The organism is Methylovulum psychrotolerans (assembly GCF_002209385.1).
GTDB classification, from domain to species: Bacteria; Pseudomonadota; Gammaproteobacteria; order Methylococcales; family Methylomonadaceae; genus Methylovulum; species Methylovulum psychrotolerans.
In genome coordinates this window covers 3,248,825-3,272,994 of the sequence record NZ_CP022129.1, presented here as the reverse complement: position 1 = coordinate 3,272,994, position 24,170 = coordinate 3,248,825, and the positions used below count along the sequence as shown (strand labels likewise).

At 49.0% G+C, this 24,170-nt stretch carries 22 protein-coding genes; 17 read left to right on the top strand and 5 right to left on the bottom strand.

The window, feature by feature from the left end; genetic code table 11:
- Window positions 1-126 precede the first annotated feature (126 nt).
- The 8 genes from CEK71_RS14925 to CEK71_RS14890 all read left to right on the top strand — a co-directional run bounded on the left by CEK71_RS14925 (window position 127) and on the right by CEK71_RS14890 (window position 6,702).
- A complete protein-coding gene (locus tag CEK71_RS14925; protein ID WP_088620130.1) occupies window positions 127-1,014 on the top strand; it encodes a toll/interleukin-1 receptor domain-containing protein in 888 nt (295 codons plus the stop codon).
- Between the two features lie 239 nt (window positions 1,015-1,253).
- On the top strand, window positions 1,254-2,354 hold the full coding sequence (locus CEK71_RS14920; protein ID WP_088620129.1) for an FG-GAP repeat domain-containing protein: 1,101 nt from the start codon (window positions 1,254-1,256) through the stop codon (window positions 2,352-2,354).
- A gap of 189 nt (window positions 2,355-2,543) precedes the next feature.
- On the top strand, window positions 2,544-3,443 hold the full coding sequence (locus tag CEK71_RS14915) for a LamG domain-containing protein (protein ID WP_157679282.1): 900 nt from the start codon (window positions 2,544-2,546) through the stop codon (window positions 3,441-3,443).
- Between the two features lie 179 nt (window positions 3,444-3,622).
- Window positions 3,623-4,156 carry a hypothetical protein gene (locus CEK71_RS14910; RefSeq protein WP_088620127.1) on the top strand — a complete coding sequence of 178 codons (534 nt, stop codon included), beginning with the start codon at window positions 3,623-3,625 and terminating at the stop codon, window positions 4,154-4,156.
- Window positions 4,157-4,376: 220 nt separating this feature from the next.
- The gene (locus CEK71_RS14905; protein WP_088620126.1) at window positions 4,377-4,748 is read left to right on the top strand and encodes a hypothetical protein; all 372 of its coding nucleotides are present in this window, start codon (window positions 4,377-4,379) and stop codon (window positions 4,746-4,748) included.
- 202 nt (window positions 4,749-4,950) lie between these two features.
- Entirely contained in the window at window positions 4,951-5,358 is a 408-nt protein-coding gene (locus CEK71_RS14900; RefSeq protein ID WP_088620125.1) for a GFA family protein, read from the top strand.
- Window positions 5,355-5,831: a hypothetical protein gene (locus CEK71_RS14895; RefSeq protein WP_088620124.1), complete on the top strand. Its 477-nt coding sequence runs from the start codon at window positions 5,355-5,357 to the stop codon at window positions 5,829-5,831. Before CEK71_RS14900 ends, CEK71_RS14895 begins: the two co-directional genes overlap by 4 nt.
- Window positions 5,832-6,048: 217 nt before the next feature.
- Window positions 6,049-6,702 (top strand): hypothetical protein, encoded by a 654-nt coding sequence (locus CEK71_RS14890; RefSeq protein WP_157679280.1) that lies wholly within the window; start codon window positions 6,049-6,051, stop codon window positions 6,700-6,702.
- 54 nt (window positions 6,703-6,756) lie between these two features.
- Here CEK71_RS14890 and CEK71_RS14885 read toward each other — a convergent pair whose 3' ends face one another.
- The 3 genes from CEK71_RS14885 to CEK71_RS14875 all read right to left on the bottom strand — a co-directional run bounded on the left by CEK71_RS14885 (window position 6,757) and on the right by CEK71_RS14875 (window position 11,149).
- Window positions 6,757-7,347, bottom strand: coding sequence for a Uma2 family endonuclease (locus tag CEK71_RS14885; protein WP_088620122.1), 591 nt, complete (start codon window positions 7,345-7,347; stop codon window positions 6,757-6,759).
- Between the two features lie 274 nt (window positions 7,348-7,621).
- A complete protein-coding gene (locus tag CEK71_RS14880) occupies window positions 7,622-8,890 on the bottom strand; it encodes a sugar MFS transporter (RefSeq protein WP_088620121.1) in 1,269 nt (422 codons plus the stop codon).
- Window positions 8,891-8,908: 18 nt separating this feature from the next.
- On the bottom strand, window positions 8,909-11,149 hold the full coding sequence (locus tag CEK71_RS14875) for a glycoside hydrolase family 3 N-terminal domain-containing protein (protein WP_232463654.1): 2,241 nt from the start codon (window positions 11,147-11,149) through the stop codon (window positions 8,909-8,911).
- A gap of 567 nt (window positions 11,150-11,716) precedes the next feature.
- Here CEK71_RS14875 and CEK71_RS14870 point away from each other — a divergent pair.
- The 6 genes from CEK71_RS14870 to CEK71_RS14840 all read left to right on the top strand — a co-directional run bounded on the left by CEK71_RS14870 (window position 11,717) and on the right by CEK71_RS14840 (window position 16,415).
- Window positions 11,717-13,420, top strand: coding sequence for a glycoside hydrolase family 17 protein (locus tag CEK71_RS14870; RefSeq protein WP_232463653.1), 1,704 nt, complete (start codon window positions 11,717-11,719; stop codon window positions 13,418-13,420).
- 227 nt (window positions 13,421-13,647) lie between these two features.
- Window positions 13,648-14,106 carry a hypothetical protein gene (locus CEK71_RS14865; protein WP_088620119.1) on the top strand — a complete coding sequence of 153 codons (459 nt, stop codon included), beginning with the start codon at window positions 13,648-13,650 and terminating at the stop codon, window positions 14,104-14,106.
- A 2-nt stretch (window positions 14,107-14,108) separates the two neighbouring features.
- The gene (locus CEK71_RS14860) at window positions 14,109-14,399 is read left to right on the top strand and encodes a type II toxin-antitoxin system RelE/ParE family toxin (protein WP_088620118.1); all 291 of its coding nucleotides are present in this window, start codon (window positions 14,109-14,111) and stop codon (window positions 14,397-14,399) included.
- 193 nt (window positions 14,400-14,592) lie between these two features.
- The gene (locus CEK71_RS14855) at window positions 14,593-14,850 is read left to right on the top strand and encodes a type II toxin-antitoxin system ParD family antitoxin (RefSeq protein ID WP_088620117.1); all 258 of its coding nucleotides are present in this window, start codon (window positions 14,593-14,595) and stop codon (window positions 14,848-14,850) included.
- Window positions 14,850-15,056, top strand: coding sequence for a type II toxin-antitoxin system RelE/ParE family toxin (locus CEK71_RS14850; RefSeq protein ID WP_088620116.1), 207 nt, complete (start codon window positions 14,850-14,852; stop codon window positions 15,054-15,056). Before CEK71_RS14855 ends, CEK71_RS14850 begins: the two co-directional genes overlap by 1 nt.
- A gap of 648 nt (window positions 15,057-15,704) precedes the next feature.
- Window positions 15,705-16,415: a hypothetical protein gene (locus tag CEK71_RS14840; RefSeq protein WP_088620114.1), complete on the top strand. Its 711-nt coding sequence runs from the start codon at window positions 15,705-15,707 to the stop codon at window positions 16,413-16,415.
- Between the two features lie 198 nt (window positions 16,416-16,613).
- On the opposite strand, the gene CEK71_RS14835 is transcribed toward CEK71_RS14840, so the two are convergent.
- Complete coding sequence (locus tag CEK71_RS14835; protein WP_088620113.1) at window positions 16,614-19,064, bottom strand: FtsX-like permease family protein; 2,451 nt, start codon at window positions 19,062-19,064, stop codon at window positions 16,614-16,616.
- Window positions 19,055-19,768, bottom strand: coding sequence for an ABC transporter ATP-binding protein (locus CEK71_RS14830; RefSeq protein WP_088620112.1), 714 nt, complete (start codon window positions 19,766-19,768; stop codon window positions 19,055-19,057). Before CEK71_RS14830 ends, CEK71_RS14835 begins: the two co-directional genes overlap by 10 nt.
- Window positions 19,769-20,254: 486 nt before the next feature.
- Here CEK71_RS14830 and CEK71_RS14820 point away from each other — a divergent pair, with 486 nt between their 5' ends.
- The 3 genes from CEK71_RS14820 (at window position 20,255) to CEK71_RS14810 (ending at window position 23,985) form a co-directional block, all read left to right on the top strand.
- The gene (locus CEK71_RS14820) at window positions 20,255-20,827 is read left to right on the top strand and encodes a methyltransferase family protein (RefSeq protein WP_088620111.1); all 573 of its coding nucleotides are present in this window, start codon (window positions 20,255-20,257) and stop codon (window positions 20,825-20,827) included.
- A gap of 63 nt (window positions 20,828-20,890) precedes the next feature.
- On the top strand, window positions 20,891-22,396 hold the full coding sequence (locus tag CEK71_RS14815) for a phytoene desaturase family protein (protein WP_088620110.1): 1,506 nt from the start codon (window positions 20,891-20,893) through the stop codon (window positions 22,394-22,396).
- On the top strand, window positions 22,393-23,985 hold the full coding sequence (locus CEK71_RS14810) for an aldehyde dehydrogenase family protein (protein ID WP_088620109.1): 1,593 nt from the start codon (window positions 22,393-22,395) through the stop codon (window positions 23,983-23,985). The genes CEK71_RS14815 and CEK71_RS14810 overlap by 4 nt, the downstream gene beginning before the upstream one ends.
- Window positions 23,986-24,170: the final 185 nt, after the last annotated feature.

Below are 24,170 nucleotides of genomic sequence, written 5' to 3'. Positions count from 1 at the left end.
GAAAAGAAATTTTACATCTTTAAAGAACTATAGACAAACGGATGACGCAATATCTTGCGTCATTTAGGCTGTCTACATTACGTTGGGCAATTACTTTCTGATTCATCTAAAGCTCTTGGTAAATAAATGTCAAATTCAACAAAAAGTGCTGTAAAGCTATTTTATTCCTATTCACATAAGGATGAAGAGATTCGGAATGAATTAGAAAAACACCTATCTATTTTGAAGCGCCAAGGTGTAATTTCCGAATGGCATGACAGAAAAATATCAAGTGGTACAGAATGGGAAAATCAAATTAATCAGCAGCTTCAATCAGCTAGCATAATCTTACTTTTGGTAAGCTCTGATTTTATTGCGTCCGAATATTGCTATGGAAAGGAATTGCAAGTCGCAATGGAACGTCATGAAAAAGGGGAGGCGCGAGTAATTCCAATAATTGTACGTTCGGTCGATTGGCAGGGTGCTCCTTTTGGAAAATTACAAGCCTTGCCAAAAGATGCGAAAGCTGTAACTAGCTGGGATAATCACGATGAGGCTTTTACAAACATAGTGCAGGGTATTCGTTCAGCTATTGATGAAATCAAAATAACCGAGCCTAAAGAAGTTACCTCTGATATTTCAGACTTGCTTCGAAAGGTTAAGTTACGTCCAAAAAAATATGCCGGAAAAGAAATTATTGCCGACATTAGTCTCAAGGATGAGATTAAACCGGTTTCTTCAAGTGAAGCTCTTAACTTTAAGCTAACCCTTGGAGATGCCATTTCAAGAAAATTCAATTTCACAAGTCCAGATATTAAAAGTGTTGAAAACATATATGCTGAGGATAAAAATGCTGATTGGTTAGAAAATGCCCCCGCACAAAACTATAAGGTCAGGCTTCGTTTTTTATGTATAACGGATTGGGATGTTTATCAACATAATCTCACTGGCGAACCCATAGAACATTTATCCATCCTGACAGGATATAGGTTGCTTGAGGTTATAAATGAAACCAAAACTAAAGAAAATTTATGAATCAAAGGCAAATAAACTAGTATTTGTTTATGGTTGAATGCTGGCGGTCATTACCTGGCCCAACAAGTCGGTCAAAGGGACGCACCGCCCGTTGGCGGTTTTGAAGTTTGGTTTTTTATCAAGGTTCGGCGGCTTCGTTTCGCTTTCGTTGGCGGCACGCCCCTTACCGTAACGTTGGGCATATCATCCCCTCAGATATGCTAAATCCTTTATGGTGAGGGCAAAAAAGGAGAGAACGAATGTTTAAAGCTTCATTTACGGTAGTTGCAGGAACACTTGCTTTGCTTGCACCAGATTTCGGAGTTGAATTGCTTGCTGCTACCCCAACTTTTCAAACTAAAACTGACTATGTCATAGGCGGTAGTGCAGATGGTGTAGAAATTAGTGATTTAAATCGTGATGGCAAGTTAGATTTAGTCACATCAAATAATAACAGCATAAGTGTATTGATGGGCAACGGTGATGGCACTTTTAAAGCCCATGTGGATTATCCAACTAGCGGCGGAGCTGGTCATTTACGAATTGCTGACCTAAATCGTGATGGAAACCTTGATCTGGCTGCATCAACTCGAATAGCTAATGTTGCTACGGTGTTGCTAGGTAAAGGTGATGGTACTTTTAAAGCACATATTGATTATCCCGCAGGGACAAACCCTGCTGCACTAAGAATCGGCGATCTAAACCGCGATGGGAAGGTTGATTTGGTTACTTCAAGCGCAAGTGGTGCTGTGAGCGTATTGCTAGGCAATGGTAATGGTACGTTCAAAACCAAAATTGATTATCCGACGAGCAGCGGTAACGGGGGATTACAAATAGGCGATTTTAACCGTGACGGAAAGCCAGATTTGGTTACTACAAACGATGACAACTCAGTAAATATATTGCTAGGAAATGGAAATGGTACTTTCAAAGACCATGTTGATTATATTACTGGAACCCAGCCTTGGGATTTACAAATTGGTGATGTCAACCGAGACGGTAAGCTTGATGTCGTTAATGCAAACTGCGTTGCTAACACTCTAAGTGTGTTCCTAGGCAACAGAAACGGTACTTTTCAATCTAAAGTTGAGTATCCTGCTGGAGCTTGTCCTTCAGATGTCGAAATTTACGATATGAATCATGACAGCAAGCCTGACTTAATTAATACAAATTATAGTGCCGCTACTATGAGCATTTTACTTGGTAATGGCAATGGCAGTTTTCAAGCTCATGTTGATTATGGTACTGGTGTCAATCCCTTAGGCATTGTAGTCGGCGATGTAAATCGTGATGGAAAACCCGATGTGATCGTTGCGAATTGGGATAGCACTGTTAGTGTGCTTATTAATACGACACCTTAGGCTTTTACCATTTTTTATTTAGGTGGTGGTTGGCGGACATGTTCAAGCCCAACAAGTCAGTCAAAGGGACGCGCCGCCCGTTGGTGGTTTTGAAGTTCTGTTTTTTTCAAGGTTCGGTGGCTTCGTTTCAGCTCAGTGAGCGGCACGCCCCTTACCGTAACGTTGGGCAACAATATGAGGAATAAGCGTATGAACAGAACACAAACAGCAATCATTCTTACCGCATTGATGATTAGTGGTACAGCATTTGCCGATTTAAATAAGGGGTTGGTTGCACATTGGAATTTTGACGATTGTAGCGCGAATGATGTTAGCGGAAATCAACATAATGGCAACAAAAATGGAACTCAGTGCGTACAAGGCCTTACAGGTAAGGCTTTGGATTTTAATGGGACATCAGATTATGTGGAAATACCAAGCGACCAAAACTTAAGTAATTTTACCGATATTACATTATCTGTTTGGGCTTATAGAAAAGGCGAATCAAACGATACTCAAGGAATAGTTACGAAGTGGTATCAATATGCACCTAATAGCGCATCAGAAATCAATCAAGATACATACGCTTTGATTTTAGATAATGGATTTCTTGTAGGAGGTACAAATAATTATGTGTTTTCTAATCTTGTCAGTAAAAATAAAGCCCCGCTAAACAAATGGTTTCACATAGTCTTTACACATTCAAATGTTAACGGAGGAAAACTTTATGTTAATGGAATATTAAAAGGTTCTGTAAATATAGGCGGTGTTATCGTTCCATCAAGTAACCCTATTATTTTAGGTGCCGACAATAATTTTGGAACAATATGGCGTTTTTTTCAAGGCACAATTGATGATGCAAGGCTTTATAACCGCATTTTATCCAAAGCAGAAATCCGGCAGTTATATCGTATAAACCAACAAATTGCAGGCTCTAGCGAAGGTTATACAAGCCTTAATGTTACTTGCTCTAATAAAACGACCGGAAAAGAAATTACTTTTATCAGCACCAATACCACAACTAGTTCATGGAATTGCGAACAAAAGGGCTTAGTTGTCAATCCAGGCGATCAAGTCAATACAATCCTTTCCGGCAAAGCGCATCAATAATCAAGCCCAACGAGTCGGTCAAAGGGACTGCCCGCCATAATGGCTGGCGAAGTCAGTTTTTTATCACGGGTAAGCGGCTTCGCTGTCAGCAATCTCGCGGGCAGCCCCTTACCGTAACGTTAGAACAATTTAGTCCGCTTCCGCTACCTAAGTTGCTCAACTCTACATTGGGCAAAAATATGGAACCAGAACTGAGGGCAAGAAATCTTTGGCAGAAGGCCAAACATATATTGCTTCCCTATGATGGAATGGCAACAGAAATTTTTATAACCAACCTGAATAATAAATCTTTAATCCCCTCAATTGAGGCAATCGAATCCCACGTTATTTCTCCGGAAATACTAACTTGGGCTGGAGAGTCGCTTGAAATCCCGGAACCGTTAAACTCTAATTCCAAGCTCCGGCTTATTGAATTGCCCGAAGCTAGTACGCAGCATAGCATTCGAGGATCGTTATTTTCAGAGCGAGATATTTGCTTCTATGTTTGGATCGATGTAGAGAAGGGAACACACGAAATTGAAATAGTATTTTGGAATGATCTCTGTTTCCCAAGCAAACATTCTATTGCGGAGCATATTCAGGCGTTCTCAACACTTATAGCACTGGCCGAACTTATCCGTGGTGTTTCATCTTCAAGCAAATGCATCCTTTCTGGGGAGCATAATGGGCCAACGGAAGAGTTACTAAATAATGAATATGTCGTAATTTGGTAATCTAGGGTTCAAGCCAAATCCGACAAGGCAAGCTTGGGGGGTTGCTATTGTTTGGGCAAAGTCAGCACCCTCAAGCCCAACAAGTCAGTCAAAGGGGACGCGCCGCCCGTTGGCGGTTTTGAAGTTCTGTTTTTTTATCAAGGTGCGGCGGCTTCGGTTAAGCTCTCAGAGCGGTGTGCCCCTCACCGTAACGTTGTGCATCAAAATATAAAAGGAAACTATGAAGAAAATCACAGCGATATACATCTCAATATTTGCAGTATCATTTTTCTTATGGGGAAGTGTTCAAGCATCAGAGTCTTGCAACGCAAAAGTTCTTACCAATATTGGAGCAATGGAAAGCCCGCAAAGCGTTTTGGAGAAGGGCGAAATAATTGATTCGGTAACACAATACAATAAAGTCATATTTAAAAAATCTGGCTATGTTGATGATAATTTTTGTCAACACGGCGGTTACTGCTATCCTGCACATATTAGTATTAAAGGGCGGCAAATTAAATCTATTCAGTTACTAAATTGTAAAATTGGAAAACTTGTTGAGGTAACTAAAGAAGACGAGTATCAAAGAGAAGAAATGTATTCAATAGAGTAATCGCACATCAAGGCAATTTAATCTGTTTTGGTTGGGTGGTAGCGGGTTTGTCGGCATTGCCAAGCCCGACAAGTCAGTCAAAGCGACCCGTTGGCGGTTTTGAAATACAAATTTAATTCAAGGTAAGCGGCTTCGCCTAGCTTCTGTTAGCGGTGGTCGCCTTACCATAACGTTAGGCTGTTGTAGAAAGGGGGGATGCTGAATGACTTTATTCCGTGGTGGCTGTCTATGTGGTGCCGTGCGTTATGAAACGACCTCTGAGCCTTTGAACCAGAGGGTATGTCACTGTAGGGCTTGTCAAAAAGTTATCGGCGCTGCTTTCAATGCCCGCGTACTCATGCGCATCGAGCATGTTGCTATCTCTGGCCCAATCAGCACATTTCACTCTTCAGAAACTCTTGAGCGCGGTTTTTGTTCGCATTGCGGTTCAAGCATTTTCTCGCGGCGTGTTTCTGCTGGGGTCATCGGCTTAACAGCCGGCAGCCTCGACGAGCCGTCACTGTTCAAACCTGACATGCACTTTTGGGTATCTTCAAAGCAACCTTGGTTACAAATCACAGATAACCTGCCTCAATATCCAGAAGGCCCGCCATCTTTAGGTTATCCATGAGTAGTTACAAATATTATTTAGTATTTTTAGCATTGCTAATAGTGCTTTTTAATACCAATAATATTTTTCAGTATATTCATCAATTAAGGGTGCTACCCTCGGCAATAAAAGTGGCTTATCCAGTAGCGATGGGAACCGAAGGTGATTTATGGGATGGATGTGATGTGGCAGTGTTTAAACTAGCCGAATCAACCATAAAAAACATTGAAACTCAGGGAATTAAATTTTTTGACAGTGTAGTTGGCAATGGCTATGAAAACTATAATGGCTGGAAAGAAACGCCTACTTTACCAATATGGAAAATCAATAGGGGTGAGGATAATCCAACAAGATGCGCGGTAATCAGTGCTACGCTTCTTAATAAAATCACAGAAGCCGTGATGCAAAAAGGCGCATACTACGCGTCAAACGCCAGAATGGAATTAATGGTTATTCCTGTTTTGGGTTTTGCGGTTATTATTGATGTTTATTAACCCGTAAGGTGGGTTCGTCAATCGGCATCCATTTGTTATTTTGTTTGGAGGTTGGGCTTTACTACACATCGTTATGCCCAACAAGCCAGTCAAATGGACGCGCCGCCCGTTGGTGGTTTTGAAGTTCTGTTTTTTTATCAAGGTTCGGCGGCTTCGCTTTCGTTAGCAGCGTGCCCCTTTTACCTTTACGTTGGGCAATCAATTAGAGGGAAAACCGATGTCAAAAAATACGCTTAAAACTTTTGCCCTAATAGGGGCGGTTGCATTGTTGTCATTTGGAAATCTTGCAATAGCAGGGGTGGCAAAATCATGGAACTTGTCCCGTTCAGTGATGAATGGGGTGCCTTCGAATCCTTGGGGGGTATGGGCATTTATGCAAAATACTCCTGGCAATGATGACCCTGCCAAATACACCCTTTTACAAAAACATACCTTACCCCCATGCGGCAAATATCCTCAAGAGTGTTGGGCAGATTTATCAACCTTAGCGGGTATTTCCATTCCAAAGAAAGCTTTTATTTTTGAAGATAACACCAGTCATTTTCGGTTGCGCAAGGGCATCTTCCATGCCCATCCGGGATTTCAAAATCAGGTAATCCTTCGTTGGGCAAGCCCAGTTTCAGGCGCCATCAGCTTATTGGGCAGGGTTTCCGACATCAATCCTGATTGTGGCGATGGCATTAAGTGGTATTTAAAACAGGATTCAGCCATATTACAGTCAGGCGTATTGGCAAATGGTATGGGTTCGACTTTTATTGCGTCAGATATTCGGGTAACAAAAGAAACGAAATTGTATGTTGTCATCGATAAAAAGGGTGACTACGCTTGTGATTCAACCAACATTGATATGCTGATTACCAGTCAGCAATAGCTGTTGGATTACTTTTGCCGATGGGTAAGAACAATCCAGAAATGTGTCGGTATCTCACGGCTGCCCGGTGGGGTTGTGCAAAAATTCCGTCATATCGTCATTTTGTACACGGCGATAAATGTCAGCGACGGATAAGGTTAAGCCTATGGCTTCAAAAGTGACTTCATCGCCCAAGAAATAATGTTTTTGTAGCCACCCTTCGCTTCTTCTTATCACCTGAATATCGACAAAGTCTTGTTCGATCAGCACATATTCTTTTAGGCTGGGAATGTTGATATATGACATCAATTTAATCGTCTCATCCGTTTTACGGGTCGATTTTGATAAGACTTCAACAATGATAAGCGGCGTATCCGTAAAAAAAGGTGCCGAATCGTCAAAATTGCACACCACCATTATATCGGGATAGAAAAAATTTGCCTTGACCCGCAATTTCATGTCAGAACCAAAAGGCTCGCAAGGCGAATTTTTTAAGTGATTGTTGAATGCTGACAGCATATTGACCGCTATCCTTTCATGGTTAGCACTGGCTCCCGCCATTGCATACAGATACCCGTCAATCAATTCATGCTTCACTTCGCTGGTCAGCTCCCATTGCAAATAGTCTTCCACGCTGGTTAAGCTGATATTTTTTGTCGCTAACATGCGGTTGCTCCAAAATAGTTGCTGGATTTTATAGGGTATTGAGGCCGATTTTTGTTAATGAATATGTAAAAATAATTCAGGCAGACGATAAAGGTCTTAGGTTACTGATTATGCGAAGGTTATTTTATGTATACTGTGAATGGCCAAGTTTTCGGCTTTTACAATTCACCATAGGGTACAGCGTACCCTACCAAAAAACCGAAAACTTGACCGTTTGAAGTATACATTCCTAAGACTTTTTTAAGCTCCCCCCATGTCCATCAACCTACTCCCCCTAAGCCCGAACCGCACAACCGCGCCACCCATAATAAGCAATATACAAATAGCACAAGATAGGGATAAAAAACGCCTGTTGCAGGCCGATGTGGTCGGCGAATAGGCCTTGCAGGAGGGGGATGATTGCCCCGCCGACTATGGCGGCGCATAAAATCCCTGAACCCTGCCCGGTGTGTTGGCCTAGGCCTGTTAAGGCTAAAGAGAAAATGGTCGGGAACATGATGGAATTAAACAGCCCGACCGCCAAAATCGTCCACATCACCCAATCGCCCCTGCCCAGCATCGTAACCAACACCAGCAAGGCGGCGGTCAGGGCGTTAAAGGCCAAGACCTTACGCGCGGGGATGGCCTGCATGATGACGGAACCCAGAAACCGTCCGACCATCGCCCCGCCCCAATAAAACGCCACATACTTGGCGGCGTTTTGCTCCGTTAAGGCCGCTAGGTTTGGGTCAGTCAGGAAGCTGACCAGAAAGCTGCCGATGGCGACTTCCCCGCCGACATAAACAAAAATCGCCACCGCCCCCAAAACTAAATGCCGATACTGCCAGGCACTGCTTTGGCTGACCGGACTTGTGCCCAGCAGGGGCTGGGCTTCGGTTTGATCGGTAATGGCGGGCAGTTTGATGGCGGCGAATACCCCGGCCACCACAAACAGCACCGCCGCCAGCAGCAGATAAGGCTGCTGTACCGCGCTGGCTTGGGCGGATTGATAAGCCGCCAGTTGTCCGGCATCTAACTGGGCCAGTTCTGCCGTGGTCTTAACGGCAGTGGCGAGGATAAACACCGCGCCCAAATAAGGGGCTATGGTAGTGCCTAACGAGTTGAAAGCTTGGGTCAGGGTCAGACGGCTGGAGGCGGTTGCGGGGTCGCCTAATAAGGTGACGTAGGGATTGGCGGCGACCTGCAACAGGGTAATACCGGAGGCCAAGACAAAAAACGCCGCTAAAAACAGCGGATACAAGCGCAACTGTGCCGCCGGATAAAACAATAGGCAGCCTACGCCCGTGACCGTCAGGCCGATGATAATACCGCGTTTATAACCGATTTTTTTGACTATCGCACCGCTGGGTATCGACACCAGAAAATACGCGGCAAAAAAGCAAAACTGAATTAACATGGCTTGGGTATAATTCAGGGTAAATACCGATTTTAAATGTGGGATTAAAATATCATTCAGACAAGTGATGAAGCCCCAGATAAAAAATAACGAGGTTAATAGCGATAAGGCACCGAAGTACGGGTTTTTTGCACGGGCGGGGGGCATAAGCTTATCCTGCTGAGGTTAGGGGGCGACCGAAAAAGCCGCCGTTTCGTTGCCCACCATCACGGTAAAATCACCCGGTTCGATAAGCCGTTGTAAGTCTACGCCGATAAACGACAAATCGTCCGGCGTTAAGGTAAAGTGTAGGGTTTCGCTTTGCCCAGGGGTCAGTTCCACTTTTTTAAAGGTTTTCAGTTGCTTATTCGGGCGGCTGACCGACGCGGCGACATCGCGCAGGTACACCAAAACGGTTTCTTTGCCTTTAACGGAACCGGTGTTTGCCACCTGGACACTGAGCTTTAGGTTTTCGCCCATCGCCAAGCGGTTTTTTTCCAGCGTTAGGCCACGCGTGACAAACGTGCTATAACTTAAGCCGTGGCCAAAGGGATAGAGCGGGTCGTAGGTATTGTTTTCAAACGCCTCCGCTGGCTTATGGTCGTAATGGTTGAAGCTATTGGCGTGTTTGGGGTAAGAAATCGGCAAGCGGCCATCGGGGTTGTAATCGCCATATAAAATATCGGCGATAGCCGCCGCGCCTTCCATGCCCGGCAAAAAGCCCAATACTACGCCAGCGGCCTGTTCGGCAATAGGGGTAATCAGGCGCGGGCGGCCACCGAGCATCAGCAGCACGACGGGCTTACCCGCTGCCAGCACGGCTGTGGCGAGCTGCATTTGAGCCGGTTCTAAGGCCAGCGAATCGATATTGCCTAAGGTTTCGGTATAGGGTTTTTCACCTAAGCACAGCAACACATAATCATAGTTTTTTAGTTCGGCCAGGACTTTGTCGATGTCCTTAACGGTATCGAACGAACTGCCTTCCACATAGCCTATTTTACCTGTGGCCTTGGTTTTTAAGGCTTCCAAAACCGTAGGCTGATCTTGTGGATAAACGCTTTCGTCACTGCCTTGCCAAGTGATGGTCCAGCCGCCGTTGAGGACATTGCGCAGATTCGCCGTAGGGCCGGTGACGATGATATTGGCGGATTTTTTTAGCGGCAACACGTTTTGGGCATTTTTCGCCAAGACAATCGACTCGCGGGCAGCTTGGCGGTTGCTGGCGGCAGCGGCGGGAGTGGCAAAATTAGCGGCGGCGGGCAGAAATGTCTGCGCCGGGCCGAACAGGCCAGTTTGGTATTTGACGGTGAGAATTCTGGACACGGCCTCATCAATGCGTGACATCGGCACTTCGTGGCTATTGACCAAATCCAGCAGCAACTCGCTGAACGAAAAATCATAAGGCACCATGCTCATGTCCACGCCCGCCATGACCGCCATTTTCACCGCCTCGCGCGGGGATGCCGCCACTTTGTCGCGGGTATACAGGCGTTTGATGTCTTCCCAATCGGACACCACAAAGCCTTTAAAGCCCATTTCTTCGCGTAAAATCGTGGTTAGGTAACGGTAGTTGGCGTGGCCGGGAATGCCGTCCACTTCGCCGGAATTGACCATCACGGTCGGCGACCCGGCTTTAATGCCAGCGGCAAACGTCGGCAGGAAATACTCGCGCAGCATCCGCTCGCCCAACCACGCGGGGGTGCGGTCGCGGCCAGTGATAGGGAAGCTATAACCGACAAAATGCTTAAGGCACGTCGCCGCCTTATCGGGGGCGGCAAAATCATTACCCTGATGGCCTTTTATATAGGCGCTGCCTAAGATACTGGCTAACTGCACATCTTCGCCGTAGGTTTCCCACAGGCGCGGCCATAAGGGTTGGCGGCCAATATCCATTACCGGGGAAAAATTCCATAGCAAACCCGCAGTTCGCAGTTCGCGGGCGGTGATTTCGCCTTCCTGAAAGCTTAGTTCAGGGTTAAAAGTTGCCGCCATATTAATGGCTTGCGGAAACAGGGTCGCCGCTTTTAGGTAAGTCGCGCCATGAATGGCATCAATGCCATAAATGACCGGAATTTTTAGGCGGCTTTGGGCGGTGGCTTGCTGGACTGCCAGGCTGATTTGCCGCCAGGTCGCTAAGGGCTGGGCTTGGTCGTAAGGCGTGTTTAAAATAGAGCCGACATGGTACTTAAGGATGGCGGTTTCTAACTTTGCCGTATCAACCGGGTAGTCGGCCAGCTTATCTTTCGGCGCGGCGACTAAGGCAAAATCGACTTGGGTCATTTGCCCGACTTTTTCCGCCACGGTCATTTGCGCCAACAATTGGCTGACTTTAATGCTGACCGCATCTTCGGCGGGGGTTTTGGTCTTCAAAGCGCACGATGACAGGGCAAAGGCGGCAATGGCTAACAAGACACTCTTGATGTTCAACTTATTTTCCTTCAATTACAGGGTTATACAGGGTATGGGCATTCAGGTAGGTCGGGCAAGCGGTTCTGCCCGACATAAACTGTCGGGTTTACTGCACCTTTTGCCTGTGTAAGGTCTAATTAAGGCGAATAGGGTAAGTGGGAGTGCATATATCTTTTAACATTTAACATTGGTATCTCTGTAACCCCCTCCCTCCTGAGCGAAGCCGAAGGGCTCCCCCTTGCCAGGGGGAGGGGCTTTTCCCCCCATTTTCGCCTGTTCGACGGGGAAGATGCTCCCTCCCCTGCGAAGGGGAGGGCTGGGGTGGGGTTTAATTCGCGAATGTTAAAAGATATATGCACACCTACTTAATTCGGTAGTTGTGCTAAAACGTCGGGCAGAACCGCTTGCCCGACCTACCACGGCTAAAGCCCAAATAGAGCCCAAAATTATGCACACTGACTTATTGCTAAACAGGGGCAAAAGTATACACGATATTTGCCGTGCTAAAGCGTTCAAACCGCCCGCCTGTATAATTCCCCCATCTGCATCTTACCGTTAATCCGTCCCGCTATCTTTATGGAATCAATGAAAATCTGGCTATGTTTGCTGTTCATCACCCTTGTCTACGGCGGGGCGGCTTGGTTTACCAACCAGCCCCAAGAAGTCGGCGCCGATGTGCCGGCGGGTAAGCTGAAAAGCCTGTCTTTTGCCCCTTATCATGACGGTTATAGCCCGATAGACAATACCTTCCCTTTGCCCGAGCATATTGAAGGCGATGTGCGCTTATTGGCCGACAAAACCCACACCATCCGTACCTACTCGATTCTGGGCGGCTTAGAACCTACGCCCGGCTTTGCCCGCCAATACGGCGTAGAAATGATCCAAGGCGGCTGGTTAGGCGATGGCCCCGACGGCAACCGCAAAGAGATTACCGCCTTGATCCAATCGGTTAATGCCAATGCCGATGTCGTGAAGCGGGTCATTGTCGGCAACGAAGTCCTGTTGCGTAATGATATGACGGTGGAGCGGTTGGTCGCTTATATCCGGGAAGTCAAACAAGCCATCAAGCAGCCGGTATCGTATGCCGACGTGTGGTCCATTTATCTGAAATACCCGCAATTAATTAAAGAAGTGGATTTTATCACCCTACACATCCTGCCTTACTGGGAAGACGAGCCAGTAGCGATAGAAAACGCTTTGGCGCATATTGATAAAATCATCCTACAAGTCCAAGCGCAAATGCGCCGTATGGGTGAAAACAAGCCTATCCTGATTGGCGAGTCGGGTTGGCCTGCGGTAGGCCGCCAACGCGGTTTAGCCGTGCCCAGCGTCGTTAACGAAGCCACCTTCATCCGTGGTTTGATCCGGCTCGCTGAGCACCGCCAGTTAGATTACAACATCGTCGAGGCCTTTAACCAAGCCTGGAAAAGCCATCATGAAGGGGTGGTGGGGGCTAACTGGGGCTTGTTCTCGACCTCGCGCCAAGCCGTCTTCCCATTAACGGGCCCGGTCAGCGAACGCCCGCATTGGCCGTTCGGTTTTGCCGCGGCCGTCTTATTGTGCGCCGTAGTGGTGGCTTTCAACCTGCACAAACTGGCCGTTTTACCGCTACCGCGCTTAGCGGCCTTGTTAGCCCTGCTGTTGCTTATGAGCTTGTGCTTGAGCCACTTGGCGGAATTTCTCTGGCGTACCAGCTACAATACTTGGCAGCACAGCTATGCGGTGTCAATGGTGCTGGCGAATGCCGCCTTAGCGGCGGGGGTGGGCAGACGTTGTTACGATATACTGGCCAAACAGCCCCCAGCCCCCGTCTTGGCAGGCGGGTTACGGCTAGGTTATCTGGCCTTTATGGGCTTGGCGCTATATCAGTCTTATATCTTGGCGTTTAATGGCCGCTATATCAGCTTTCCGGTCGAGCAATTCACCATCCCTGCGTTAGGGATAGCCGCGCTCTGGCTCTGCCAACAGCTAAACCGCCCCGGCCTTAGCGGGCATAAGCTGGCATTTGCACCCCTGCTGGGCATGGTCGCCCGTCACCCCTATGACGGCAACATCGCCATGTTATTGGCCTTAGGCATTCCGGCCTTAATCTTCGGCGAAACCGCCAATTTTATGAGCGGTGGCGACTTCATCCAAGCCCACCCCCAGTTTTGGCAAGCCCTGCCCGTTGCCTTAGGCTACACGCTGTATAACCAGCAATTGCAACTTTGGCTGCTGTGTGTGCTTAGCTTGATTGTGCCTTTTTTGCCTTGGCGCTGGCAAACGGCTTTAGCGTTACCGCGTGCTTAAGTTTTTTGGGGGGGCTAGCCTTAATATGATTTTCCCCAGCCCTTCATGGCTTCTTTTGTCCTTAATTTATGACACAAATAAGCCATTGATTTATTGGGGCTGCTAACTTATGTCAAATATCTTGATTTGTGGCACAAAGAAAAACATTATCCAAAAGATTCCTATTGCATTTTATTATTAAATGCGGTGAAAATTATAAATCAGCAAACAATATCCGGGCTCTTCTTATGACCAGCAAAACAATAGACCACAGCACCCTATCCCGTTTAGTTGAAATTGGGGCAATCCATGCCGCCCATGTTATCGGTCAAGCGGGCGGCTGGGCGTTGTCGGTAAAATATGGTATGGCAGACACCTTTCTTGCCGCACAGCGTAGCGGAAAATTACGCCTGTTCCGCAAATTGGAAACTGTCATGCTCTATTTGCAAAAATTAGGCATTAGCCATTTTGATGTTGATGCCAGCGCCTACACTGCCGAAACAGACCGCAAACGCCCCGACCGTGCCGAATCCCTTAAACGGGTACATGAAGCCGCTGAACATGATGCTTGGTTTTGTGAGCAGGTGGAACAAGCCATTATTGAAGCGGATGCACCAAACGCGGTGTTTATTCCCCATGATGTGGTTATGGGCAACCTTAAAGCCAGATTGGATAAGATAGCCGCCCAAGCGAATAAGGATAGCTGATTTTGCTTATTCACTGGAAAGAACGGGCGGAAATAGAAATAGGCGATGTATTGGAATATATCGCACAGGACAGTATTACCGCAGCATACAGCGTTTATGACGCAATCCGTAATCAAGTCGGTTTGCTTAGTCAATACCCAGAAATAGGGCGGACAGGGCGAGTAAAAGGAACAAGGGAGCTTATCATTACGGCAACACCTTACATTGTCGCCTATAGGATTAAAAAAGATAGGGTGGAAATTCTACGTGTCCTGCATGGTTCACGAAAATGGAATAAACGCTTTCCAAAATAACCATAACCCATTTTAAGTCTGCCGACGGCCAACCGTTTTTTGTGTTGGCGGTTCCCAATGCCCGTCCCCGTAACACTTCCGACCCGAACAGCCAACACAAAAACGGTTCTCATTTTTATAGACTTTTATTGAAGAGCAGGCTATAACAGTAAATGCTATTTATTGTTATACGTCTGAATTGGAGTTTACATTTATGAACATTTCCCTGACCCCTCATTTTGAAGAGCTTGTTAAAAATAAGCTTGAAAGCGGCCATTATCATTCGGCAAGCGAGGTTATTCGTGACGCTTTGCGACTTTTGGAGGAACGGGATCAGATGCGTGAGTTACGCATGGGGGAGCGACGAAAAGAGATACAAAGGGGGATAGATAGCGGAGATTCTACCCCCCTTGACATTGAAGCTATCAAGGCACGGGGACGGCTCGCAGAAAGAGAAAGTGGGGTATCTTAATGCCCCGTTTGTTGAAAAGCCCCCAAGCCGAAATAGACCTTGATAATATCTGGTTTTATATCGCCCAAGACAGCCCTAAAAATGCCGATAGGTTTCTTGATTTGATCCAAGAAAAATGCGAACTGATTGCCGACTTTCCAAGCTTAGGCGAAAGCTGTGCAGAACTCGTTGACGGTTTGCGTAGTTTTCCCGTTGGCAATTTCTGATTTTCTATTTTCCGCTGGAAGACGGTGCAGATATTGTCAGGGTTATGCACGGCTCCCGTGATGTAAACGCCCTATTTCACTAAGCATTTTTATTGCATTTTGGCACAGAACGACGTTTTTAACCGCCCTGTTTTAAAAAGGCATAACGGACGCTAACCAGCAATTTTGGTAGGAATAAAAACAATTCCCACCCAAAATTGGACTTAAAAATTGACGTTACGCAGTAACGTGCCTTACCCCCGTTTGCCGCGCCGAGCATCACAGGTTTTATCGGGATAAGCCCGAATACCCGCATAAAGGGGCGCGGCAGGAGGGCAGGATCAAGCGGCAATCGGGCCGCCTTTTCTTTGGATACTTTCTTTTCGACTGCAAGGATGCACACCCTCAGGGGCGTAAAGGGGGTAGAGCAATGCAAGAGCAATTTCCGAGATGGAGCAAAAGAAAGTATCTCGCATTCGGGTGCGAGAACCCAATTCAAAAAACTTCGCGATAGCGACTCATTATTTGTTTTTTAAAATCGCAGAATATCCGCGCAACATCAGATTATAATATCTGTGAACACAGATGTTTTTCCATACGGCGTAATACACCTTCCCTACGGAATGAGTCTTGCCACATTAATGGCCATAACGCCGAAGCGCGGGAGCGATGAAAAAGCTTATGTATGCAAAATATGACTTAAAAAGCGAAGGCGCAGAGAAATATAAGGACGACCATTATGGCAGCTATGCAATAGCTGCCATAATAAATAAGGAATTAAACCTTGTTCTGGTCGAATTTAGTGTCCATCATTCCGAACGACCAGATAGGTCATTTACCCTCTCGCTCCAAGAGGAAACAATTTACATCCACTTAACCCATTCTTACAAGCCTTTAACTATTAGGCTTAGTGCCCGGTTGCAGGGTTCGTTGGACACAAATGAGTACGAATATGCAAAAATAATCAGGAATGCCGTTATGGCGTTTGATCAATTGCATTATCAGCCTAAGGAGGCATGGTATTGGGTTTCTTTAACAAATACGGCTAAACCACAACCAAAGCAAAAATCTGACATTTTCAAAATAGAGGATATTATCAACTCACTTGCCCTTCATGGCAAACAGCGAGGCGAGACTTTTAGCGAGTTGTCCATAAAGCTATTATCACAGATTGACCGTCATGGCTATGATAGTGAGGATCTGGAAAAATTCATTGAAGATGGTGGCAGTCTGGCTAAATTAAGCCAAAAAGGCAAAGACTTTATGCGTTTTTGGGTTGATGAGGGCAAGCATATTAAAGGACAGTATGCTGTAGCGCTACCTTCTTTGATAGGGTTTAATTTTTTTGAACCCGATCAAAATGGCGATGCTGTAAATTAAATTTTGCCATCGCCACGCTATTCACCTGAATTGCTGTATTCATATAAGTCATTAGTTGTCATCATTAATTAAATTAATGGTGACCTTGGCAATTTTGCTCATTTTTTCACCTCTACTGACATTATAACCTGCCTTTAGAAGTGTCCGGCTTTATTAGGCCATTTCAATATGCACGCCTACTTAGCGTCTTTTATAACGTCAATAATTCAAACTTTCCCGCACCACAATACGGGTGGCGGTGCGGGCGGGTAAGTAAGCGGCCACTACCGCCAGCAGCAACACCGCCCCCAGCCACAGTGCCACCGCTGGCCACGCGAAGACAAAATCCAAATGGATGCCCAGCATGGTGATGCCAAGCTGTTTGGCTAAGGGTTCGGCGAGCAGGTAGGCGAGCGGGATGCTGAGCAGCCACGCCAATACGCCATGACATAGCCCTTCGAGCATAAATAATTTAAAAATCGCCGAAGACTTGGCCCCGATGGCGCGGAGTACGCCAATCTCACGCGTACGCTGCAAGACACCAATCGCCAAGGTGCCGGATAAGCCAATCGCCCCCACAGCGGCGATCAGCACCGCCAAGCCCAATAACATGGCGGTCATCGGGCGGAATTGGTTTTGCGCAAATTGGCGTTGTTCCAACTTGGCGAAGGTGGTGTAAACATCCAGCTTAATCTGCGCTTGCCGGAAGGCGGCTTTTACGGTGTCGGCGTAGGCGGTTTCTGCCGCTAAGTCCTTGATGTCGGTCGCCCATAAGGCGAAAGAATGCCGCTGGCTGGTGTGGGTTTGCGCCTGTATGGTGCTTAACGGGGCATATACGGGTTCGACCGTATAGCCCGCCCCGGCAAACCAGCGGTACAGGCCTATCACTTGCCAATCTTGGGCGGGGGCGACTTTGCCGTTAATGGCAGGCGGCAGTAGCGTACCTTGCACCCAGTCACCAACCTGAATGCCGTTCAGTTCGGCGGTGGCGGCGTTTAGCACCAGATGGTTTTGCTGTTCGTCACTGGCGTTAAACCACCGCCCTGCGGTAATCAGCGACTGGTATAAGGTGGTATTGGTGGGCAGGGCGAGCATTTGCACCCCCAAACTGCCGGACTGGCGCAGCAATACGCCATTGCGGGAAAATTCGGCGGGCAGGCGGTTCCAGAATTCGACGGGGCTAGCGGGGCTTAGGCGATGGACAATATCCGTGACCGTGGCGGCGGCTTGGTCTTGGCTAAAGCCTAGGCGCAAGGTGTAGCGGCTACGCGCCAACTCCTTATCTAAGGTCAGATTAACCGATGCGGCTAAGCTCATGATGACGATAAACAGCACCCCGGCAATGGTTAAGACGCTTTGTGTCCACAGTAACCGGGCTTTACGGCGTAGCAGATTAGCCAAGGCAACGGCGTACAGGGTCGGTAACCAACGGGTTGCCCACGCTTCCAAACGCCGCGCCAGCCCGCCTGTGCCGACAAAATCCGCCCCTAAGCCGTAACTGGCAAGGGCTTGCCGCACAGGCAAGGCCGCACCGCGCCATACCGGCCATAACGCCGCCGCCAGCGGGGCGAGCAAGCCACCCGCTAAGGTGAGGCCTAAGGCGCGGGGCGAATAGGCGAACCCGTCCAGGCTGATATTAAACAAACCTAACAGCCAGCGGCTGCTATAAAAAGCCCCTGCCCAACTGAGCGGCAAGGCAATGGCTAGGGCGCACAACGCCAAGATCAGCACTTGCGCCAGATAGATTTTGGCGATAGTCCAGCGCCGCGCCCCTATCGCCTTCATAATGCCGATTTGCTCGGTTTGTTGGGTAATCAACGCCGCCACGGTGTTTAAAATCAGCACCGAACTTAACAGCAACGAGGCCCATGCCATAACGGTCAACACCAAATGGATGCCGGAAAAAATGCCCCGCCCCCAATGCTGTTCGGGGTCTTGTAATAAGGTGGCGTTGACGGCGATACCGTGCGCCGCCAAGGTGGTGCGGAGTTGCGCGGCGACCGTGCGGGCTTTTTCTATGCTATAAGGGGCTTGGATTTGCACCAGCACTTGCCGGAAAGTATGCGCCGGAATACCAAACAGTGGCCCCAATTCGGGGTCGAGGAAAAAATACAATTGCCCGCCAAAGGCGGGCGGTTTAACGAAAGGGTGGCGGATAATGCCATGCAGCGCGAAATCTTGCGACCCTGTTGCGGTAGCTAAGCTTATCTTATCGCCGCTATGCAGCCCCGCCGCTTGGGCGCTTAGGCGTTCGGCGGCAATGTCTTGGCCGCTGGGGAAAGCCCCCGACACTAAGGTCATGCGGTCATAACGTTGCGCAGCGTAGTCGGGGCGGAATAAAGCGGTGCCGGTTTGCCATTGCTCGGCATTTGGCAGTTTATATTGGACGGTAAACGGGGTCAGCACATCAATATCGGCCACCCCTTCGACGTGCTTGAGGGTGTCGGCAAGGGCGTTGTCGGCATCTTGGCGCAATATCAGGCTGATATGCGACGGCTGCGATTGGCGGTGGGCGCTGTCCATCTGGCTAAGCTGCAAATCCATCATGCCCAGCAAGGTGCCGATAATAAATGCACCAATGGCAATACTGGTGATTGCCAAGGCGGTGCGGGATTTATGGATTAATAAATCGGCGGCAACTTTTTGCCAAAGATAAGTGCTTAAGAACATGGCGGCCCCATCGCCGGGGTTTGCTGGCCGTCGGTTTGGATACGTCCGTCCTGTAAGCAGATACGCCGCGTCGCCGCCTGCGCCAGCTCATCATTATGCGTCACCATCACCAAGGTTTTGCCCTCATGGCGCAAATCGGCAAATAAACGGAACACCGCTTCGGCGGTGTGGCTGTCAAGATTGCCGGTCGGTTCGTCGGCAATAATCAACGCCGGATCATTCGCCAAGGCGCGGGCTAAGGCCGCCCGTTGCTGTTGCCCGCCGGACACTTGCCCCGGCAAATGCTGGGCATGGGCTTCTAAGCCGACTAAGGCCAATAAATACCGCGCCCGTGCCAGCCGCTCACGCTTGGGTAACAGGCCGACAAAATCCATCGGCAATAACACGTTTTGCAATAAGGTCAAGGACGGCAATAATTGGAAAAACTGGAAGACAATGCCGACATTCAGGCCGCGCCATACCGACAAGCGCTCTTCGCTCAAGCCTTCCAAGGCGCTGCCGTTAACGGTGACTTGGCCTGAGCAGGGGCGGTCTATGCCCGTCAGGATATTCAGTAAGGTCGATTTGCCATTACCCGAAGGGCCGACGATAGCGACAAACTCCCCCGCCGCCACCGTTAAGGAAATGTCATTTAACACAGGCCGTTTGAACTGCCCAAGCGCGTAAGCTTTGTGGACATGGCTAAGCTGGATAAGGTCGGGCATAAATTAAACTGGTGTTCTCGAAAAAAACAGGTACATTCTAACATGCCTTGGCTATGATGCTGACTCTTACCCGAATGACCTTAACTGACGTTACGCAGTAACGTGCTTTACCCCCGTTTGCCGCGCCGAGCATCGCAGGTTTTGTCGGGATTAGCCCGAATACCCATAGGGCATAAAGGGGCGCGGCATGGATGCCGCGCGTCGGTAAATGGGCAGGAAGCCCATTTTACCGACCCCCGACAAAACCGAGAAGCGCAGGAAGAAGCGGCAATTGGGCCGCCTTTTCTTTGGATACTTTCTTTTCGACTGCAAGGATGCAGGAGGTAGAGCAATGCCACCTCAGGGTGGTCTGGAGACAGAGCAATTGCCGAGGCGGAGCAAAAGAAAGTATCTCGCCTTCGGGTGCGAGAACCCGATTAAAAAAACCGTCGCGATAGCGACTCAATATTTGTTTTTCAAATCGTAGAATATGTCTGCGTAACATCAGTGACCTTAATACAAACTTTTTGGCTGCTGCTAGGCAGCGCTTGGGCGGCGGCGGAAACCGTTATGGCCCTAAAAAACCGCATTCCCGATTTGTCGGCCAATCCTGCCCGTTTCCGTTCCGCTAGAGGGATATGGTGGGTTATACTAGGCGCATTAGCGCTAGCCTTGACCTTTAAGCACTTGCACTGGCTACCCTTACCGCTGGCTTACCTGCCGCGCCAAGCTTTGGCTTTAGGGCTAATGCTCATGGCCTTGGGCTTACGGTATTATGCCATTATCCGCTTAGGGCAATGGTTCAGTACCCAAGCCGTCATCCAACCCCAACACTGTTTGATTGAGCAAGGCCCTTACCGCTACATCCGCCATCCGGCGTATACCGGACTATTGGGCGCGTTTATCGCCGCTGGCATAGCAATGGGTGACGGTTTGGCGTTACTCGCCCTCGCCTGTCCGTTGGCGTGGGCGCTAGAGCGGCGCATGGCTTATGAAGAAAACCTATTAAGCGGCCATTTTGGCCCCGCTTATAACGCGTACCGCCAACGGACGAAAAAATGGCTCCCTTGGCTTTATTAATCCCAGATCCGCCGCTTACCCCTCAGCCAATACCCGTTTATTAACCGCCCTTACCTTGCCCCTATGCCAGAAAAAAAACATATCGTCATCATCGGTGCCGGCCCAGGCGGCTTGTGCGCCGGAATGCTGTTAAGCCATCATGGCTTTAACGTCACCCTCTTGGATAAAAATGCCGAAGTCGGCGGGCGTAACCGTCCGATCCGGTTGGGGGAGTTTGTCTTTGACACCGGCCCGACTTTTTTGCTGATGAAACATGTCTTAGATGATATGTTCGCCTTATGCGGACGGCGTAGCGATGCTTATCTGGATTTTATCAAGCTTGATCCGATGTACCGCCTGTTGTTTGCCGACCGCGCCGTCAATGTCTACTCCGACCGTGCCAAAATGCGCGAAGAACTGGCGCAAAGCTTTGCCGAAGGCAGTGATGGCTATGACCAATACCTGCAACGCGAAGGCCAGCGTTTTAAAAAACTCTATCCCTGCATCAAACGCGACTATAGCAGCCTGAAAGCCTTTTTCTCTTGGGATTTGCTCCGCGCCGTACCTAGCTTGGCGCTCAACCACAGCGTGTTTACTAATCTGGGCAAGTATTTCCAAGAAGAAAAAATGCGCCTGGTGTTCTCTTTCCAATCCAAATATCTGGGCATGTCGCCTTGGGATTGTCCGGCCTTATTTACCATGCTGTCTTATCTGGAGCATGAGTACGGCATTTACCATGTCAAAGGCGGCTTAAATAAAATCGCCGCCGCTATGGCGCAAGTCATCACCGAGCAAGGCGGGGTCATCCGTACCAATACCGCTGTGCAGTCCTTAATTATTAAAGACAAGGTGGTGCAAGGGGTGCGTTTGGAAGACGGCAGCGAGTTATTCGCCGATGAGGTGATTGTGAACGCCGATTTTGCCTACGCCATGACCCAACTCGTACCGCACGGGACACTGCGCCAGTACAGCCCAGAAAAAATCCAAGCCCTCGATTATTCCTGCTCGACGTTTATGCTGTATTTAGGTCTGGACACTTATTACGACCTGCCTCACCATACCATTGCCTTTGCTGACGATTACACTACCAATATCGACAATATTTTCCATAACAAAACCCTCAGCAGCGATTTTTCATTTTATGTGCAGAACGCCTGCGCCAGTGACGACAGCTTAGCTCCGGCGGGCAAATCCGCCCTGTATATCTTAGTGCCTATGCCTAATAACGATAGCGGCTTAGACTGGCCTAGCTTATGTGCAGAAAAACGCGGGCAGATTTTAACGGTGTTGGAGGAGCGTTTAGGCTTAGTCGGTATCCGCGACCATATCGAATGTGAAAAAATCATCACCCCGCAAACCTGGGCCAGCGATGAGAATGTTTATAAAGGCGCGACCTTTAGCTTGGCGCATAAATTTAGTCAGTTGCTCTATTGGCGGCCACACAACCAATTTCAAGAATTGGGGCAATGTTATCTGGTCGGCGGCGGCACACATCCGGGCAGCGGCTTGCCGACGATTTACGAATCGGCGCATATTTCCGCCAAGCTGATTTGCCGCAAGCATCGGGTGAAGTTCGGGTCTGGGTTATGAGCGGATTTATCACGGCTTACTCGGTCTTAGACGGGCAAGCCCAGCAAAATTACCCGATCAGCAGCCTCGCCGACATTGAGGCCGCCATGAATGCCGCCCGCCAAGCGGCGTTGGTGTGGGCGCAAATTGACGCTAAACAGCGTAGCCAACGCGTGGCGCGGCTGATTGCGGTGATGATGGCGGAGTTGGATGATATTATCGCCGTGCTGATGGCGGCGACCGGGAAAGTCAAAACCGAGGCCTTGCTGGGAGAAGTCTACCCGGTGTTGGAATTGTTGCGTTATTATCAGCGCCACGCTGCCGCCAGCCTTGCCCCTTGCCCTGTCCACACCGCGCCGTTGGCGTTTCCGCAAGCCCAAGCGGTTTATGAGCGCCGCCCTTATGGCGTAGTGGCGGTGATTTCGCCGTGGAATTTTCCCTTACAATTGACCTTAGCCCCATTAGTGACCGCCTTGGTCAGCGGCAATGCCTGTGTGTTTAAAATGTCCGAATTAAGCCTGCCCGTCGGTGCGTTGCTGATGCGCTTGCTGGGGCAACTGGATTTGCCCGACGGCTTGGTGCAACAAGTGATTGGCGCGGCATCTGAGGGGATGGCCTTAGTGGATGCGCGGCCTGATTTGGTGTTTTTTACCGGCAGTGTCGCCGCAGGCCGTGCCGTTATGGCGCGGGCGGCACAACACCCCATTCCGGTGCTTTTAGAGTTGGGCGGTAAAGATGCCATGCTGGTGTTCGCCGATGCCGATCTGGAGCGGGCGGCCAATGCCGCCCTGTACGGCGCGTTCAGCAACAGCGGGCAAGTCTGTGTGGCAGTTGAGCGCTGTTATGTGGAAGCCGCTTGTTATGCCGATTTTGTCGCCCGGCTGGTGGCGGCTACGGCACAGCTTAATGTCGGCCACGGCCCGGTCGGCGATTTGGGTGCTGTAACCAGCCTAGCCCAAGTCGCCATTATCGAAGCCCATTATAATGATGCCATTGCCAAAGGTGCGAAAGCGTCCGGCCCTTTACGTTTGCAAGGCCGTTACCTGCATCCGGTTGTCCTTTGGGATGTTAACCACACCATGTTGCTGATGCAGGCCGAAACCTTCGGGCCTTTGTTGCCGATTATGGCCTTTAGCGACGGGCAAGAAGCCGTGCGCTTGGCGAACGCCAGCGATTATGGCTTAAATGCCAGCGTCTGGAGCCGCGATATAAACAAAGCCGAACGGATTGCCCGGCAATTGCAGGTCGGCAATTGGGCGGTGAATGATGTCATTAAGAATATCGGCCATGCGGGTTTGCCGTTCGGCGGGGTAAAAAACAGCGGCTTTGGCCGCTACCACGGTAGCGAAGGCCTACGCCAGTTTACCTACACCGTCGCTGGCCTCACCAGCCATAGCCGTTTACCGAAAGAGCCGAATTGGTTTCCTTATTCCGATAAGGGCTATCTGGACATGCGCGGCTTTGTCGATATGCTGTTCGGTGCGGGTAGCCTAAAGCAACGGCTGTTTAGGAATTGGGCGGCCTTACAGGCTTTTAGGGGTTATGCGTCGTTGAACATGGCCCAGCATTGGCGTAACGGCTGGATTTTTATCCGGCGCTATCCGCGCTAAACGGGGTTTGCTGTGGGGCTTAATGTTATAGAGTCCGGCGATGAACTGAGAGGTTAGCACACAATTTTAGGAACGAGCATAAAATCAAGTAGGCGTTCCATTACACCTCAGCGTATTAAACCCCACCCCAGCCCTCCCCTTGGCAGGGGAGGGAGCTTATGGCTTCCCCGTCATACAGGCGAAAA